Source organism: Kribbella sp. NPDC058693, assembly GCF_042715335.1.
Taxonomy (GTDB): Bacteria; Actinomycetota; Actinomycetes; order Propionibacteriales; family Kribbellaceae; genus Kribbella; species Kribbella jiaozuonensis.
The window spans coordinates 1364507-1381405 of record NZ_JBHXSQ010000001.1; the positions used below are offsets into that span (position 1 = coordinate 1364507).

Sequence of the window (16899 nt, forward strand, 5' to 3'; positions counted from 1 at the left end):
ACGCCGTCGCGAGGAGGTGCTCGGTGCGGTGCATCGCCGTGCGGGGGCGAAGGTCTCGATGCGGAGCATCGTGGCCTTTGCACCCGTGCGGCGAGGTGCCGTGCCGAGTGCCCCGCAGTAGGCGTGGGAGCGGGAGACGTGCCCTAAGCCAGCGACACCAGATCCAGATAGTCGTCGGACCACAGATCCTCGGTCGCGTCCGGGAGGATCAGCACCCGGTCCGGACGGAGAGCCTCGATCGCGCCCTCGTCGTGGGTGACCATCACAATCGCGCCCGGGTAGCTGCCGACCGCACCCAGCACCTCGTCCCGCGACACCGGGTCGAGGTTGTTGGTCGGCTCGTCCAGCAGAAGCACGTTCGCACTCGAGTGGACCAGCCCGGCGAGCGCGAGCCGCGTCTTCTCGCCACCGGACAGTACGCCGGCCGGCTTGTCGACATCGTCGCCGCTGAACAGGAACGAACCGAGCACGTTCCGGACCTCGCCGTCGGTGAGCCCGGGCGCCACCGCGGCCAGGTTCTGGCGGACGGTGCCGGCCAGGTCGAGCGTGTCGTGTTCCTGCGCGAAGTACCCGAGCCGCAGGCCGTGACCGGGTACGACGCTACCGGCGTCCGGCTGTTCCCGGCCCGCGAGGAGCCGGAGCAGGGTCGTCTTGCCCGCGCCGTTCAGCCCGAGGATGACGACCCGGCTGCCCCGGTCGACGGCCAGGTCGACACCGTTCAGCACCTGGAGTCCGCCGTACGCCTTCTTCAGGCCGACGGCGGACAGCGGGGTCTTGCCGGACGGCGCCGGCGCGGGCAGGCGGATCTTCGCGACGCGGGCGGACCGGCGTACCGGCTCGAGGTCGGAGAGCAGCTTGTCCGCGCGACGGGCCATGTTCTTGGCCGCCATCGCGGTGCTGGCCCCGGCCTGCATCTTCGCCGCCTGGGCGTGCAGGACCGCGGCCTTGCGCTCGGCGACCGCGCGCTCGCGCTGCCGGCGTCGCTCGTCCACGTCCAGCTGTTCGAGGTACTTCTTCCAGCCGGTGTTGTGGATGTCGATCGTCAGCCGCTGCGGGTCGAGGTGGAAGACCCGGTTGACCGTTGCCTTGAGCAACTCGCGGTCGTGGCTGATCACGATCAGGCCGCCCGGGTACGACAGCAGGAACTGCCGCAGCCAGAGCACCGAGTCGGCGTCGAGGTGGTTGGTCGGCTCGTCGAGCAGCAACATGTCGTGCTGCGCGAACAGGATCCGGGCCAGCTCGACCCGGCGGCGCTGACCGCCGGACAGGTGACCGACCGGCTGCTCGAGCGCGCGGTTGGGCAGGCCGACACCGGCCGCGAGCCGGGCCGCCTCTGCCTCGGCCGCGTACCCGCCGCCGGCTTGGAAGGCTGCTTCGGCGCGGGCGTACGCCGCCATCGCCTTCTCCTGCGCCTCGCCGGTCGCGGTGCTCATCGCGGTCTCGGCCGCGCGGAGATCGCGTACGGCGGTGTCGAGACCGCGGGCGGACAGGATGCGATCGGTGACCGTGATGGCGGGGTCGGCCGCGCGCGGGTCCTGCGGCAGGTAGCCGATGGACCCGGTGACGGCGATGTCACCGGCCGTCGGACGGCGTTCGCCGGCCAACGTCGTGAGCAGGGTGGTCTTGCCGGCGCCGTTGCGGCCGACGAGCCCGACGCGGTCGCCCGCGCCGACAGTGAACGAAAGATCGGCCAGCAGCAGCTGGGCGCCGACGCGAATATCAACACCGCGGACGGTGATCATGATGGTTACTCTCCGTGATTACTAGTAGACGCACTTCACCTGTCAGATGGAGTGCGCCAGCTAGACACAGAGGGAGGTAGCCATGGGTCCAGAGTATCTGGGGGCCGAAGAACCGTCAGCTGGTTTTCGCGGGGAGTTCGACTATGAAGCGGGCGCCGCCGCCGGGGCGGGTGGTTACTTGGATGGTGCCGTGGTGCCATTGGACGTGGCGGGCGACGATGGCGAGGCCCAGGCCTACGCCGCGGCCGCGGCCGGAGGTTTCGCCGCGGCCGAAGCGTTCGAAGATGCGGGTGCGGTCCTCGGCGGCGATACCGGGACCCGCGTCGTCGACGGTGATGATGACGCCCAGACCGCCGGCCTCGACGCCGACGCCCTTGCACCCGCCGGCGTGGTCCTCGGCGTTCTCGACCAGGTTCGCGATCACCCGCTCGAGACGACGCTTGTCGGCCTGCAACGTCAGCCCTTCGGCTTCGGGCTCCACCGTGGTCACCTCGCGCCCGGCGGTCCCATCGGCCGCAGCCCGGACCAGATCAGCGATCCGGACGATCTCCCGGCTCCCCCGGTCACCGCCGTCGTCGCGCGAGATCTCCAGCAGGTCGATCACCAACCGGCGGAAGCGATCCAGATCGTCACCGAGCAGCTCGACCGGCTCACGTACGGCGGCCGGCAGCTCGGCCCGGTGGTTCTGGATCAGCTGCATCGAGTTCAGCATCGTCATCAGCGGCGTACGCAGCTCATGACTCACATCGCCCGCGAACCGCGCATCCGCGGCCACCCGACGTTCCAGAGCCGAGGCCGTCTGGTTGAACGACCGCGCCAGCCCACCGAGATCCCGGTCCTGCTCGGCCAGCAGCCGCGCGTCCAGCTTCCCGCGCGCGACCGCGTCCGCGACCCGGTTCAGCTCGGCCAGCGGTCGCAGCGCCAGCGTGCTCGCCAGCCGCCCGACCGCGAGCCCGACCAGCGCGGTCGCGATCGCCGCCGCGATCAGCGTGAGCTTCAGCTTCAGCAGCGTGTTGTCCAGCGCCGTCAGCGGATGCCACTCGAAGTACGCCTCGTCCGGCCTTCCCATCGGTACGCCGACCGCCAGTACGGGCTGCCCGCTGACCTCGATCCGCCGGTGCACGGTGTTGCCGCCGAGCGCGGTCCGGATCAGGTCGGGCGGCAGGTCGGAGGGTCTCCCGGTCAGCGAGTACCACTCGTCGTCGACGTACGCCATCGAGGCGGCGGCGTCCGTGGAGGGCAACGTCCGCAGGACCTGCAGCACCTGAACGCCCGGCTGCAGGGTCAGACCGGAGCAGTCGGCCCGTTCCCGGGCCGGGACGCACGGCTGCGGCGCGCCGAAGAGCCCGTACCGCAGGGCCGCGGCGTTGTCCGAGGTCACCGACTCCGCCGACTCGTCGCGCTGCTGGGTGAGGTAGTCCGAGACCACGCTCCACGTCACCACCGCCAGGACGGTCGACAGCACGAGCGCCAGCAGCCCGTACGCCAGCATGACGCGATTCCGCAGGCTGAACCGTCCCAGCAAGGTCAGCTCACCAGTCGGTAGCCCAGGCCGCGGGCGGTGACGAGATGCTTCGGGCTGGCCGGGTCGCGCTCGATCTTCAGCCGGAGCCGGCGGATGTGGACGTCGACGATCCGGCTGTCACCGAAGTACCCGTAGCCCCAGACCTTCGACAGCAACTGCTCGCGGCTGAGCACCTTGCCCTCGGCACCGGCCAGCTCGGCCAGCAGCTTGAACTCGGTCCGGGTCAGCGGCAGCGTCTGGCCGTCCCGCGTCACCTCGGCACCCGGTACGTCGATGCGCAGGTCACCGACCTCGACCAGCTCGGCCTGCCGCGCGTTGGACGGCTCGACCCGTCGCAGCAGCGCCCGGATCCGCGCCGACAGCTCCTTCGCGACCAGCGGCTTGGTCACGTAGTCGTCCGCACCCGCCTCCAGCCCGGCGACCACGTCGTGGCTGTCGGTCCGCGCGGTCACCATGATCACGGGTACGTCGCTGGACCGCCGGATCTCCCGGCAGACGGTGAATCCGTCCCGGTCGGGCAGCATCAGGTCCAGCAGCACCACGTCCGGCGGCTCCCGGCGCAGGGCGGCCAGGGCGTCGTACCCGTTGGCTGCCTCGGCCACCTCGTAGCCCTCGTCCTCCAGGGCAAGCCGCAGTACCCGCCTGATCCTCGGCTCGTCATCGACCAGCAGCAAGCTGTGTGCCACGGACCCAGTGTCGCTCACGGACGGGCGCAATGGCGGTTACGGCTGTCATGAATCCGTCATGTTCGGGCGGGCCGCGATTGACATCTGTTTGACGGTTCCGTGACCGCGGTTCCGGTTGGGCCCGGAAGTCCTAACTTCGGCGCTATCGAGTCCCGGAGGAGGACCAATGGCCAGAAGACGGCTGGCGGCAGTATCCCTTGCCGCCGCCGCGAGCATCGTGCTCGCGGCTTGTAGCAACGGCGGCGGCACAGTATCCGGATCCGGAGGCACCGCCGCGACCCCGGTCACCGGCGGCACCCTGAACATGCTCGGGGCCGGCGACGTCGACTACATGGATCCCAACCTGAGCTACTACGCGGTGGGTTACCAGAACCTGCGGATGTGGAGCAGGCAGCTGTTCACCTACCCCGCGGATCCAGGTGGCAAGAACACCACGCCGGTCGCCGACCTGGCCACCGACCTCCCGACCGTCGCGAACGGCGGCGTGAGCAAGGACGGCAAGACGTACACGATCAAGATCCGGCCCGGCGCGAAGTGGAACACGTCGCCGGAGCGTCAGGTGACCGCGGCCGACATGGTCCTCGGCGTAAAGCGCACCGCGAACCCGGTCCAGCCGTTCGGCGGCATCCCGGACTTCGCCGATCTGATCGTCGGCTACAAGGCGTTCGCCGACGGGTTCGCGAAGGCACCGAAGACGATCGCCGGGATCAAGGACTACATCGACAAGACGCCGCTCCCGGGCGTGGAGGCCAAGGACGCGACCACGGTCGTCTTCCACCTCAACCAGCCGGCCGCGTACTTCACCGGCATGCTGACGCTGACGGCCTTCTCCCCGGCTCCGGTCGAGTCGCTCAACTACCTGCCGGCCAGCACCGAGCTCGGCAACCACTTCCCGTCCGACGGACCGTACAAGGTCGACTCCTGGGTTCCGACCAAGTCGATCTCGTACTCCCGCAACCCCGCCTGGGACGCGGCCACCGACCCGGTCCGGAAGGCGTACGTCGACAAGATCGTCGTCAACGAGACCGTCACGCAGGACTCGGTCCAGCAGCAGTTGCAGACCGGTACGCCGTCGGCCGACATGGAGTGGGACGTCGCCCCGCCGCCGTCCCAGCTGCCTGCCCTGCAGGCCAAGAAGGACCCGAAGCTGAACATCGGTGACACCTCCAGCTCGAACCCGTACGTGATCTACAACACCGCCTCGCCGAACAACAACAAGGCGTTGCAGAACCCGAAGGTGCGGCAGGCGATCAGCTTCGCGATCAACCGCGACCACATCCTGCAGGTGCTCGGCGGCAAGACGCTGAACCCGCCGCTGACCCACGTGCTGCCGGACGTGATCCTCGGCTCGAAGCAGATCGATCCGTACCCGTACAACCCCGACAAGGCCAAGCAGATGCTCGCCGAGGCCGGGTTCCCGCACCTGACGCTGAAGTTCCTGTACCGGAACGCGACCGAGGGCAGCAGCAAGTCCTTCCAGACGATCCAGCAGGACCTGTCCAAGGTCGGTATCACCGTCGTCGGCGTACCGTCGCCGAACGCGGACTTCTACGTGAAGTACCTGCAAGTACCGACCGTCGCCCAGCGCGGCGTCTGGGACCTGTCGCTGGCCGGCTGGGGCGCCGACTGGTACGGCAACGCGGCGTTGTCGTTCTTCAACCCGCTGTTCTCCGGTGAGCCGTCGTTCCCGCCGGTCGGCAGCAACTTCGGGCTCTACAACGACCCGGAGACCAACACGATGATCAAGCAGGCGATCGCCGCACCGACCGACGACCAGGCCGCCGACCTGTGGGCCAAGGCCGACGCCCGGGTGATGGACCAGGCCGCGTTCTACCCGCTCACCAGCAACAAGCAGGCGAACTACCACGCCGAGCAGGTGCACAACGCCGTCTACGTCCCGTCGATGCAGAACTACGATCCGACGAACGTCTGGCTGTCCAAAGACAAGCAGGGCGGCTAAGACCTCATGGCTCTGCTTGAAGTAAGGGATCTTCGGGTCTCCTTCGACACCCCGGACGGCACCGTCCGCGCCGTCCGGGGCCTGTCGTACGACGTCGAAGCCGGCCAGACGCTCGCCGTTGTGGGCGAGTCGGGGTCCGGCAAGAGCGTCTCCACCCAGACCATCACCGGCCTCACCCGCGGCGCGACCGTGTCCGGTACGGCGTTCTTCGACGGGACCGACCTGATCACGGCGGACCAATCGACGTTGCGCCGGCTGCGGGGCGACCAGATCGGGATGATCTTCCAGGATCCGTTGTCCAGCTTGCATCCGCAGTACCGGATCGGTTGGCAGATCGTGGAGATGATCCGGGCGCACGACCACGAGATCAGTAAGCAGAGCGCCCGGAAACGGGCCGCCGAGCTGCTGACCCTGGTCGGCATCCCGCGGGCCGCGGAGCGGATCGACGACTATCCGCACCAGTTCTCCGGCGGGATGCGGCAGCGGGTGATGATCGCCATGGCGATGGCGCTCGACCCGGCCCTGCTGATCGCGGACGAGCCGACCACCGCGCTCGACGTGACCGTGCAGGCCCAGGTGCTGAACGTGATGCGCCGGCTGCAGGAGCAGTTCGGTACGGCGATCATCCTGATCACGCACGACCTCGGTGTGGTGGCCGAGATGGCCGACGAGGTCGTGGTGATGTACGCCGGCGCGGTGATGGAACGGGCGCCGCGGCGGGACATCTTCTACCGCAACCATCATCCGTACACCCAGGGCCTGCTGGCGTCGTTGCCGGCCCGCAGCGGTGACCGGCTGACCCCGATCCCGGGGACGCCGCCGAGCCTGATCAGTCTGCCCAAGGGCTGCCCGTTCGCGGCCCGTTGTCCGCACGTGTTCGACAAGTGCCGCACCGAGGCACCGCCGCTCGTCGACGTCGCCCGCGATCCGCGGCACCAGTCGGCCTGCTGGCTGCCGCACGAGAACAGCGAGGCGATCGCTTCATGAACGAGCGCAGCGAGTTCATCAAACAACACAGCACGCTCGGAGCCTCATCCGCGCCCGGAGCGAAGCGAGGACGTGGATGAGTACGGATGTGCTGCTGAAGGTGGAGGACGTCCGCAAGGACTTCCCCACGCATTCCAAAGAAGTGGTCCAGGCAGTCGCCGGCGTATCGCTCGAGGTGCACAAGGGCGAGACCCTCGGCCTGGTCGGCGAGACCGGCTGCGGCAAGTCCACGCTGGCGCGCTGCATGGCCCATCTGTACGACGTGACATCGGGCACGGTGACGTTCGAGGGCAAGGACATCACTAAGCTCACCCGCAAGGCGATGCGGCCGCTGCGGCGCGACGTACAGGTCATCTTCCAGGACCCGTACGGCTCGCTGAACCCGCGCCGCCGGGTCGGTTCGATCATCGGCGACCCGTTCGCGATCCACAACATTGCCTCGGGCAATGAACGGAAGAAGAAGGTCCAGGAACTGATGGAGCTGGTCGGGCTCAACCCCGAGCACTACAACCGGTTCCCGGCCGAGTTCAGTGGTGGCCAACGGCAACGGATCGGCGTAGCCCGGGCACTCGCGCTGCGGCCGAAGCTGGTGATCTGCGACGAGCCCGTGTCGGCACTGGACGTGTCGATCCAGGCGCAGATCATCAACCTGCTCGCGGATCTGCAGCAGGAGTTCGACCTGACGTACGTGTTCATCTCGCACGACCTGTCCGTGGTCCGGCACGTGAGCGACCGGATCGCGGTGATGTACCTGGGCAAGATCGTCGAGCTGGCGCCGACGGATGAGCTGTTCAGCCAGACCAGACATCCCTACACGCGTGCGTTGCTGTCGGCGTTGCCGGTGGCGGATCCGGACACGGCGGACAGCCGCGAGCAGATCATCCTCGGGGGCGACATCCCTTCCGCGACGAACCCGCCGGAGGGGTGCAGGTTCCACACGCGGTGCCCGAAGGCGCGGTTGGACTGCGCGGCCGGGGAACCGCCGCTGGAGTCCGTCCTCGACGACTCCTGGCAACACCGCACCGCGTGCTTCTACCCGTTGACGGTGGGCGAGGACCTGTCCACCGCCGTACCTGATCTGAAGGCATCATGACCGCTGCCATCGAGATGGTTGACGTCCTCGACGAGCCGAAGGCGATCGAGGGCCGGAGTCCGTTCGTCCTTGCCGTGCACCGGTTGCGCAAGGACAAGGTGGCGATGATCTCGCTCGTCGTGATCCTGCTGATCGTGCTGATGGCGATCTTCGCGCCGGTGTTCACGGCGATCACCGGGCATCCGCCGAACGAACAGTACCGCGACATCGGGCTGACGCCGGACGGTCTGCCGCGCGGACCGAACGGGACGTTCTGGCTCGGGACCGACGATCTCGGCCGGGACATCCTGGTCCGGATCGCGTACGGCGCTCGCGTCTCGCTGCTCGTCGGCGTGATCGCGACTGCGATCACGGTCGTCATCGGAGTCGTGCTGGGACTGGCTGCGGGGTTCCTCGGGGGGATCACCGACACCATCCTGGCCCGGCTGATCGACGTCGTACTGTCGGTTCCGTTCCTGCTGGTGGCGATCGCGCTGGTGTCGGTGACGGGTCCCAGTCTGACCGTCACGGTACTGGTCATCGGCTGTTTCAGTTGGGCGTCGGTGGCCCGGATCGTGCGCGGGCAGGTGCTGTCGTTGCGGGAGCGTGAGTTCGTCGAAGCGGCCCGCTCGCTCGGGGCGGGTGACGGCCGGATCATGTTCGTCGACGTACTGCCGAACGTGATGGCGCCGGTGATCGTCTACACCACGCTGCTGATCCCGGTCGTGATCGTCACGCAGGCGACGTTGTCGTTCCTCGGGCTCGGTCTGCCGCCGCCAACGGCGGACTGGGGCGGGATGATCAGCGCGTCGCAGAACTACTACACGACCGCGTGGTGGTTCATCCTGTTCCCCGGTCTGGCGCTGCTGATCACGACGCTCGCCTTCAACCTGTTCGGTGACGGCGTCCGGGACGCCTTCGACCCGCGCGCAGATCGGACCTGAACCATGGCCATGTTCCTGATTCGCCGGATCGGTCACGGGATCCTGGTCCTGTGGCTGATCAGCATCGCGGTGTTCGGCCTGTTCTTCGTTGCTCCGAGCAACGTTGCGCAGACGCTGGCCGGCCGGCAGGCGACGCCGGAGACGATCGCGCTGATCAAGCACCGCCTCGGTCTCGATCTGCCGGTCTGGAAGCAGTACCTGCACTTCCTCGGCAACGCAGTGAAGGGCAATCTCGGCTACGACTACTACCACCAGGTGCCGGTGACCAAGATCATCGCGCAGGCGCTGCCGATCACGGTGTCGCTGGCGCTCGGTGCGGCCGTGCTGTGGTTGCTGCTGGGCGTGTTCAACGGCGTGATCTCGGCGACGCATCCACGGTCCGTGGCGGACCGCGGGCTGACGTTGTTCTCGCTGTTCTTCTACTCGTTCCCGTCGTTCCTGCTCGGGCTGTTGCTGTTGTACTTCCTGTACTTCCGCCTCACCCTCGCAGGGTTCAACTGGTTCCCGGCCGGCGGCTACTCGCCGATCGCCGGCGGCGTCGGGCCGTGGTTCCAGCACCTGGTACTGCCGTGGATCGCGCTAGCCTTGTTGCTGGCGGCAACGTATACCCGGTTGACCCGCGGTTCGATGCTGGACGTCCTCGGCGAGGACTACATCCGGACCGCACGGTCGAAGGGCATCCGGGAGAGCCGGGTGGTCGTGGTCCACGGTCTACGGAGTGCGCTGACGCCGGTGGTCACGCAGTTCGGCATCGACCTGGGTCAGCTGATCGGCGGTGTGGTGGTCATCGAGACCGTGTTCAGCCTGCCCGGGCTCGGTCAGACCGCCGTGGTCGCGATCAACCAGCAGGACCTGCCGGTGATCATCGGCATCGTGTTGTTCGCCTCGGCGGCGGTCGTGGTGGCGAACATCCTGGTGGACATCGGGTACGCCGTACTGGATCCGCGCGTGCGACTGCATTAGCTCCCGGGGTTCCTTGGTCGGGTTTCGCCCTGGGGTGGTAACCGAAGGACAGGAGGTGTGGGCTCTACCTGGCGGTCTTGGGCGGGCGCCAGGCGGAACCACAGGGCACACCTCCTGTCCCTAGGTACGTTGTCCCCATGAAGATCGTTGTGTACGGCGCCGGCGGTATCGGTTGTTATGTCGGCGGCCGGCTCGCGGCGTCCGGGACCGCGGTGACGTTCGTCGGCAGGCCGCGGATGGCCGACGAGGTGGCATCGCACGGGTTGCACCTGACCGACTATCTGGGCGCGGATCTCCGCGTGGCTGAGGTCGACTTCGAGACGACGCCTGATGCCGCGGCCGGGGCTGATCTGGTGCTGGTGACGGTGAAGTCGGCCGCCACCGAGGGCGCGGCGGCCGAGTTGGCGCCGGGTGTTGAAGCCTGGCGCTGTGGTGGTGAGTTTCCAGAACGGCGTACGCAATGGGGAGCTGCTGCGGTCGCGGTTGACCGAGCAGGTGGTCGTGCCGGGGATGGTTCCGTTCAATGTGCTGAATCGTGGCGCCGGGGTGTTTCACCAGGGCACCGAGGGGGCGCTCGACGTGCAACGGGATGCGGCCTTGGCGCCGTATGTCGAGGCGTTCCAGTGGGCGGGGCTGCCGCTGAGGCAGCACGACGACATCCTGCCAGTGCAGTGGGCGAAGCTGCTGCTGAACTTGAACAACCCGATCAACGCGCTGTCCAACTTGCCGTTGCGCGACGAGTTGTCGCAGCGCGCGTACCGCCGATGTCTCGCAGCGGCTCAGGCTGAGACGCTCGGGATTCTGACTGCTGCCGGGGTCGAGCCGGCGCAGTTGCTCGCGGTTCCGATGCGGCGCTTCCCGACGATCCTTCGGCTGCCCGACTTCCTCTTCCGCCGGCTCGCGTCGAAGATGCTGGCGATCGATCCGCTCGCGCGGACCTCGATGTGGGAGGACCTGGAGGCCGGACGGCCGACCGAGATCGACTACCTGAACGGCGAGGTCGTCCGGCTCGCGGAGTCGCTCGGCAGGCCCGCGCCGGTCAACGCGAAGCTGGTCGAGCTGATCCGGGCAGCCGAGACCGACCGCCGGGCCTGGTCAGGAGCTGAGCTGCTCCGGGAACTCCAGCGGTAGGTTCGCGCGGACGTTGATGCTCACGGCGCCGTAGCTGAAGCCGAGGTGCTCGTTGAGCCGGCGCATATTCGCATTGCCTTGCTGGGTCCACGTGTAGACCTCGGTGATCCCATGCTCGGCCGCCCACGCCATGCTCGTCCGCTTCAACGTCGACGCGACCGCCTTCCCGCGCCAATCCCGGCGTACGGCGGTGTAGGCAACCTCGGCCCGCTCCGGCTTGTCGGTGTCGAGCATCAACCCCGCCACCCCGATCACGTCATCACCGACCACGGCCATGAACATCGCCGCCGGGTCGTTGATCCACTCGGTCGCCCACTCCTCCACCGACACGACGAGCGGCGTCGGGGTGTCCATGTCCGGGAACGTCGGCAGCGCGACCTGCGTGTACGCCGTCGCCCACAACTCCGGCCGCTCCGAAACGGCCACGATGTCGTACTCCGTCGGTCGCGCCGGCCACGGTTCGTCGCCGATCGGGCGTACCTGCTCGACCTGACGCCCGGTCTCGACGAAGCCGAACCGCTGGGCGAACGCGAACGACCCCTCGTCCTCGACCCCTGATCCGACGACCTCATAGCCCAACGCACCGGCGTGATCCGCGAGCGCCTCGAGCAGCTTCGTGCCGACCCCGCGCTGGCGAGCCTCGGGCCGAACTCGTGGTGACACGAATCCACGCCCGGCCTCGTCGGACCTGTCCGCGAGCCCGTTGGCGACGACCTCGCCGTCCAGCTCGGCCAGAACCAGCAGGCGCTCGGGCGTCTCCAACTCGCGCAGCTCGGCCACACTCGGGCACCGCTCATGCGGGAGGACGGCGATACGCACCTGACGCCAGGCCTCGTAGTCCGCGTCCGTCGTCACCGGCCGGATCTCGATCATTCGCCCATTAGGCGACCTGTGGTCATCTCACCGCTCGCCAATTTTAGAGTATGAGACGAATCTTCTCGTATATTGATCACATGGATGTAGCGGTGATCGGTGGGAGCCTGGCCGGGTTGCAGGCGGCGTTGACGCTGGGACGGGCGCGACGGCAGGTGGTCGTGTTCGACGACGGGCAGCCGCGGAACCGGCCGGCTGAGCACGTGCACAACTACCTGGGCGCCGAGGATCCGGCGCCGGGCGAGTTGCTCGCCGCGGGGCGACGACAGGTCGCGGCGTACGGCGTCGAGTTCCGGGACGCGCGGGTCGAGGACGTGACTGTTGACGACGACGGATTCGTGGTCGACGGCGTGTCGGTTCGGGCCATCGTGCTCGCGACCGGGTTGCGGGACGAGCTGCCGGATGTGCCGGGAGTGGCTGACGGGTGGGGCCGGTCAGTCGTCGCGTGCCCGCACTGCCACGGCTGGGAGGTCCGGGATCAGCCGCTGGTCCAACTGGGGATGCGCGGCGCGCCGGATCGGTCGGTTGCTCGAGCCTTGTTGCTCAGCCGGTGGAGCGAGGATGTCGTGCTGTGCACTGACGGGGATGAGCTCTCGGACGCCCAGCAGGATCGGTTGGCCGTCGCGGGGGTGAAGGTCCGGACCGAGCGAGTTGCGAAGGTGACTGCGCCTCGGGTGGAGCTGGAGAGCGGAGAGGTGCTTGCGCCGGCGCGGTTGTTCGTCGTGGTGCGGCAGCATCAGCAGAGCGATCTCGCCGAGCAGCTGGGGTGTCAGGTCGCGGATGGCGCGGTCGTGGCGGACGAGGGCGGGCGTACGACAGTGCCCGGCGTCTATGCGGTCGGTACGACGGCGGCGCCGGCGCTGCTCGCGATCGGGGCGGCGGGTCATGCGAGTACGGCGGCTGTCGCCGTACACAACGATCTTCTGGAGCTAGACCTGGGCGGCGGGTGGTAGCCGGGTCGGGTCGGCGATCGGCCAGTCGACCGGCGGTGTGCTGAGCACGTCCAGTTGCAGGAGGCACCAGGGCGACAGGTCAGGGACGTCTCGCAGTTCATGCCATTCGACCCAGCGGTACGCCGCGACCTCGGCCGGGTTCGGCGTGGGGTCGCCGGTCCACCACACCCGGTAGACCGGGCAGATCTCGTTCTCGACGATCCCGGTCGGCATCTCGGCGCGGTACCGGAACTCGGGCAGCACGAGCTCCACCGAGTCCACGACGATCCCGAGCTCGTCGGCCAGCCGTCGCCGTACCGCGTGCTCGACCGGCTCGTCCGGAAGTGGGTGCCCGCAGCAACTATTGGTCCAGACACCCGGCCAGGTCGGCTTCTCGAACGCGCGCTGGGTCAGCAGCACCCGGCCGGCCGCGTCGATCACGTAGCTGGAGAACGCGAGATGCAACGGGGTCGACGCATGGTGGACCGTTGCCTTCGCCTCGGTCCCGATCGCGTGCCCGCCCTCGTCCACCAGCACTACCCGCTCGTCACTCACGCCCCTGAGCTTAGAGGGGTCTGCTAATCTGAGCCCGTGATCAAGCGACGCGTGGCATATCGACCGGCTCTGGGAGGAGCCGGTATTCGGTAGTACCCGCACTCGCTCCACCCAGAGCCTCCGAGGCAGGAACCGTCCGGTTCCTGCCTCTTTCCGTTGCCGGAGGCACTGGCCGGGTGCCTCGTCCTGAGAGGAACCTCATGAACGCTGTGATCGAGCGATTACGCCGTACCACCGATACCGTCATCGGCGCCGACGACCTGCGCGAGCGGCTGGATTCCGGGCGCCCGTTGCGGATCAAGTACGGCGTCGACTGCACCGCGCCGGACCTGCATCTCGGCCACGCGGTCAATCTGTGGATGATGCGGCAACTGCAGGACCTCGGGCACCGGGTCGTGTTCCTGCTCGGCGACCTCACCACCCGCGTCGGCGACCCGACCGGCCGCTCCGAGACCCGGCCCGTCCTCACGCCTGCCCAGATCGATGCGAACGCGGCGTCGTTCCTGGAGCAGGTGTCCCTTGTCCTCCGCACCGATCCCGAAGTGTTCGAGGTACGGCGGAACTCCGAGTGGTACGACGGGATGCCCGTGGCCGAACTGCTGGGCCTGCTCGCACAGGTCACCCAGGCGCAGTTGATGAGCCGCGACATGTTCCGCGAACGGGTCGCGGCCGGGCGGGAGATCGCCGTACACGAGCTGGTCTACCCGGTGCTGCAGGGATACGACAGCTTTGCGATGCAGAGCGACCTGACCATCGTCGGGTCGGACCAGCTGTTCAACGAGCAGCTGGGGCGGCACTTCCAGCAGCGGCTGGGGGCGCCGCCGCAGGTCGTGATCACGACGACGATCACGCCGGGTATTGATGGTCGGGCCAAGCAATCCAAGTCGCTGAACAACTACATCGGGCTGACGGACAGCCCGCGGGACAAGTTCGGGAAGCTGATGAGCATCCCGGACGAACTGGTCGAGCCGTACGCGCGGGTCTACACCGAGCTGCCGCTCGACACGGTTGCCGCTCTCGCGGACTCGGCGACCTCGGGTGGTCCGGTGGCGCGTGACGCCAAGCTCCGGCTGGCCGCGGCGGTGGTCACGCGGTACCACGGGGCGGGGGTGGCTCGCGCTGAGTTGGCGGCGTTCCGGCAGACGTTCTCGGATCGCGGTCAGCCTGCTGAGATGCCTGGCGTTGTTGTGGGTTCCGAGGTCGAGACAGCTTTTGACCTGTTGCGTGCGGTTCGGCCGGATGACAGCAACTCCGACCTGCGTCGACTGATGCGGCAGGGCGCGGTCACGATCAACGGCGTACGGACGGATGATCCGGCTGCGACCGTCGACCTTCGCGGCGAGGTCGTCCTGAAGTCGGGTGCTCGCACTTGGCACCGGATCACGCGACAGTAGGCCGGTGGAATTCAAGACGGTTGAGGCCTTGGTCAGCGTTGGCGCCCGGTACGTCGGCCGGGCGCCGGCGTTCGACGTGGAGCCGGGGTGGTGGTCTGAGGTCGAGGCGATCAACCGTCGGCTCGAGGAGCTGCTCGGGGTTCGGACCGTCGTACTGCGGCTGGTGCATGCGGACGAGGCGGAGATCGGACGCGGCGGGCGGGCTGTGTATCACGTGGAGGCGTTGGGCGAGGTGCGTTCCGGCGTACTGGATGAGACGCCGTTGGCTGATTGGGATTCGATCGTCGCGGCCGAACCGCTGCGGGCGAGTTGGGCCGAGGTCGGTGGGCCGTCGCGGTTGATTGCGTGGGCTCAGAGCGTTCTCGGACCGGGTGACGGTGTGCAGGTGAAGACCTGGAATCTCTCGTGTCTGGCTCGGTTTCCGGATGCTTGGGCCAAGGCGACGAGTCGGTTCGGGAGTGTTGACGCGGACATCATCGAGCATGTGCGGCGGTACGACGAGACGCTGGCGCCCGCCGTCCTTGCAACGTCGCGTGAGGACCGTTGGTCGTTGCTCGCTCATGCGCCGGGGACGGACTGCTGGGAGCCGGACCGGCCGTCTGTCGAGAGCGTCGTGAGCCGATGGGTCGGCGCGCAGGCCGCGCTCGCCGCGGAGGCCGACGAGCTCGACGCGCCTCGATTGCTGCCGGCTTCTCTGGCCGATGAGGTTGCCGCTCTGATTCCGCGGGTTGCATTGTCCGACGAGGAAGTGCGCAGTTTGGTGGACCTGGTCGATCGGCTGCCCGCAATCGTCGATGAGCTCGAGTCGGCAGGGTTGCCGATCACCTTGGTGAACGGTGACTTCCATCCCGGGAACTGGCGGTCGGACGGTACGCAGCGGGTGATCGTCGACTGGGCCGACACGTTCGTGGGTCATCCGGCGACCGATATCAGGCGGCTGCTCGACTTCCTGCCGGAGTCGAAACGCTCGCATGGGGGCGAGGTGTGGTCAGCAGCTTGGCGGCGAGAGCTCCCGGGGTGCGAGCCGGTGCGGGCGCTGCAGCCGATGAGTGTGTTGGGGCCGCTGACGTACGCGCTGATGTACCAGCGCTTCCTCGACAACATCGAGCCCGACGAACGGATCTACCACGAGGACGACCCGGGCATTTGTCTGCGTGCGGCCCTGCGCATGTGTCAGGGTTGAGCGGTGACGATCCTGATTACGGGCGCTACTGGAAACGCCGGCGGCGCCGTCGTGCAATCGCTGGCAGAAAAGGGCATCCCGGCCCGCGCGCTGATCCGCTCCGAGAGGGCGCTGCCGGACGGGATCGAGCCTGTCTTCGGCGACCTCAACCGGCCGGACACCTTCGTGGACGCGCTCACCGGCGTCACGGGGATCTTCCTGCTGAGCGGGTACGACCGGCTCGAGGAATTGCTCACGAATGCAGTAAATGCAGGGGTTCGGAAGGTTGTGGTGCTTTCGAGCAGCTCCCTCGACGGAGAGCTGACGAACGCGGTCGCGGCGTACCACCATGCGACGGAGGAAGCGGTCCGGGCGACGTCGTTGGATTGGACTTTTCTGCGCCCGAACTCCTTCATGTCGAACACCTTGCGCTGGCTGGACCAGCTCAAGGCGGGTGACGAGGTACGGGTGCAGTTCCCCGACGTACCGGTGTCGACGATCCATCCGCGCGACATCGCGGATGTTGCGGTGGCGGCTTTGCAGGGCTCGTCGGATGGCGAGGTACTGCGGCTGACCGGGCCGGTGGCGCTGACTCCCGTGGAGCAGGTGGCAATCCTCGGCGAGGGCATCGGGCGAGGGTTGACGGCGTACCCGATGAGCCGGTCCGAGACGCATGATGCGCTGCTCGCGTCGATGCCGGCGCCGTACGCAGCCGCCATCGAGTCCTTCTTCGCCGACGGAACCATCGACGAAACCACCGTCAACAACACAGTCACCGAGGTCACCGGCCGAACACCCCGCACCCTCCAAACCTGGGTCCAGGAAAACGCCGGACTCTTCGCCTAGTACTTCGATCAGCCCGCGCGGGTGGTACTGCGGACAGCCCACCGCGGTACTGCGGCCAGCCCTCGCGGTGCTACGCGCGGCTCCTTCGTCGCCGTGCTCCGCGCCGCCCCACCCACCCCCGGGCGTA

15 protein-coding genes and 1 pseudogene are annotated in these 16899 nt (G+C 68.0%); 11 read left to right on the forward strand and 5 right to left on the reverse strand.

Annotated features, from left to right (window positions below; all coding sequences use genetic code 11):
* Positions 1-143: 143 nt before the first annotated feature.
* From ACFWUU_RS06480 to ACFWUU_RS06490, 3 genes are all read right to left on the reverse strand, one after another.
* Positions 144-1742, reverse strand: a complete 1599-nt coding sequence (locus tag ACFWUU_RS06480) for an ABC-F family ATP-binding cassette domain-containing protein (protein ID WP_380173265.1) — start codon at positions 1740-1742, stop codon at positions 144-146.
* A gap of 115 nt (positions 1743-1857) precedes the next feature.
* Positions 1858-3267: an ATP-binding protein gene (locus ACFWUU_RS06485; protein ID WP_380173267.1), complete on the reverse strand. Its 1410-nt coding sequence runs from the start codon at positions 3265-3267 to the stop codon at positions 1858-1860.
* 2 nt (positions 3268-3269) lie between these two features.
* Entirely contained in the window at positions 3270-3953 is a 684-nt protein-coding gene (locus ACFWUU_RS06490) for a response regulator transcription factor (protein ID WP_137253320.1), read from the reverse strand.
* A gap of 166 nt (positions 3954-4119) precedes the next feature.
* Between ACFWUU_RS06490 and ACFWUU_RS06495 the strand changes: the two genes are divergently transcribed.
* From ACFWUU_RS06495 to ACFWUU_RS06525, 7 genes and pseudogenes are all read left to right on the forward strand, one after another.
* The gene (locus ACFWUU_RS06495) at positions 4120-5913 is read left to right on the forward strand and encodes an ABC transporter substrate-binding protein (protein WP_380173269.1); all 1794 of its coding nucleotides are present in this window, start codon (positions 4120-4122) and stop codon (positions 5911-5913) included.
* Positions 5914-5919: 6 nt separating this feature from the next.
* On the forward strand, positions 5920-6900 hold the full coding sequence (locus ACFWUU_RS06500) for an ABC transporter ATP-binding protein (RefSeq protein ID WP_137253318.1): 981 nt from the start codon (positions 5920-5922) through the stop codon (positions 6898-6900).
* 76 nt (positions 6901-6976) lie between these two features.
* Positions 6977-7993, forward strand: a complete 1017-nt coding sequence (locus ACFWUU_RS06505) for an ABC transporter ATP-binding protein (RefSeq protein WP_380173271.1) — start codon at positions 6977-6979, stop codon at positions 7991-7993.
* A complete protein-coding gene (locus ACFWUU_RS06510; protein WP_137253316.1) occupies positions 7990-8916 on the forward strand; it encodes an ABC transporter permease in 927 nt (308 codons plus the stop codon). Before ACFWUU_RS06505 ends, ACFWUU_RS06510 begins: the two co-directional genes overlap by 4 nt.
* 3 nt (positions 8917-8919) lie before the next feature.
* Positions 8920-9879 carry an ABC transporter permease gene (locus tag ACFWUU_RS06515; protein WP_137253315.1) on the forward strand — a complete coding sequence of 320 codons (960 nt, stop codon included), beginning with the start codon at positions 8920-8922 and terminating at the stop codon, positions 9877-9879.
* Positions 9880-10016: 137 nt separating this feature from the next.
* Positions 10017-10223 (forward strand): annotated as a pseudogene (locus tag ACFWUU_RS06520) (2-dehydropantoate 2-reductase N-terminal domain-containing protein); the annotation flags it as partial.
* 85 nt (positions 10224-10308) lie between these two features.
* The gene (locus tag ACFWUU_RS06525; RefSeq protein ID WP_380173273.1) at positions 10309-11010 is read left to right on the forward strand and encodes a ketopantoate reductase C-terminal domain-containing protein; all 702 of its coding nucleotides are present in this window, start codon (positions 10309-10311) and stop codon (positions 11008-11010) included.
* On the opposite strand, the gene ACFWUU_RS06530 is transcribed toward ACFWUU_RS06525, so the two are convergent.
* A complete protein-coding gene (locus ACFWUU_RS06530) occupies positions 10975-11883 on the reverse strand; it encodes a GNAT family N-acetyltransferase (RefSeq protein ID WP_380173275.1) in 909 nt (302 codons plus the stop codon). The genes ACFWUU_RS06525 and ACFWUU_RS06530 overlap by 36 nt on opposite strands.
* Positions 11884-11963: 80 nt before the next feature.
* Here ACFWUU_RS06530 and ACFWUU_RS06535 point away from each other — a divergent pair, with 80 nt between their 5' ends.
* On the forward strand, positions 11964-12836 hold the full coding sequence (locus tag ACFWUU_RS06535) for an NAD(P)/FAD-dependent oxidoreductase (protein ID WP_380173277.1): 873 nt from the start codon (positions 11964-11966) through the stop codon (positions 12834-12836).
* Here ACFWUU_RS06535 and idi read toward each other — a convergent pair.
* The gene (idi, locus tag ACFWUU_RS06540) at positions 12813-13370 is read right to left on the reverse strand and encodes an isopentenyl-diphosphate Delta-isomerase (RefSeq protein ID WP_137253311.1); all 558 of its coding nucleotides are present in this window, start codon (positions 13368-13370) and stop codon (positions 12813-12815) included. The genes ACFWUU_RS06535 and idi overlap by 24 nt on opposite strands.
* 200 nt (positions 13371-13570) lie before the next feature.
* Between idi and tyrS the strand changes: the two genes are divergently transcribed.
* The 3 genes from tyrS to ACFWUU_RS06555 are packed head-to-tail and all read left to right on the forward strand — an operon-like array spanning position 13571 to position 16772.
* Positions 13571-14764 (forward strand): tyrosine--tRNA ligase, encoded by a 1194-nt coding sequence (gene tyrS / locus ACFWUU_RS06545; protein WP_380173279.1) that lies wholly within the window; start codon positions 13571-13573, stop codon positions 14762-14764.
* 4 nt (positions 14765-14768) lie between these two features.
* Positions 14769-15947: a phosphotransferase gene (locus ACFWUU_RS06550; RefSeq protein ID WP_380173282.1), complete on the forward strand. Its 1179-nt coding sequence runs from the start codon at positions 14769-14771 to the stop codon at positions 15945-15947.
* A 3-nt stretch (positions 15948-15950) separates the two neighbouring features.
* The gene (locus ACFWUU_RS06555) at positions 15951-16772 is read left to right on the forward strand and encodes an NAD(P)H-binding protein (protein WP_380173285.1); all 822 of its coding nucleotides are present in this window, start codon (positions 15951-15953) and stop codon (positions 16770-16772) included.
* Positions 16773-16899: the final 127 nt, after the last annotated feature.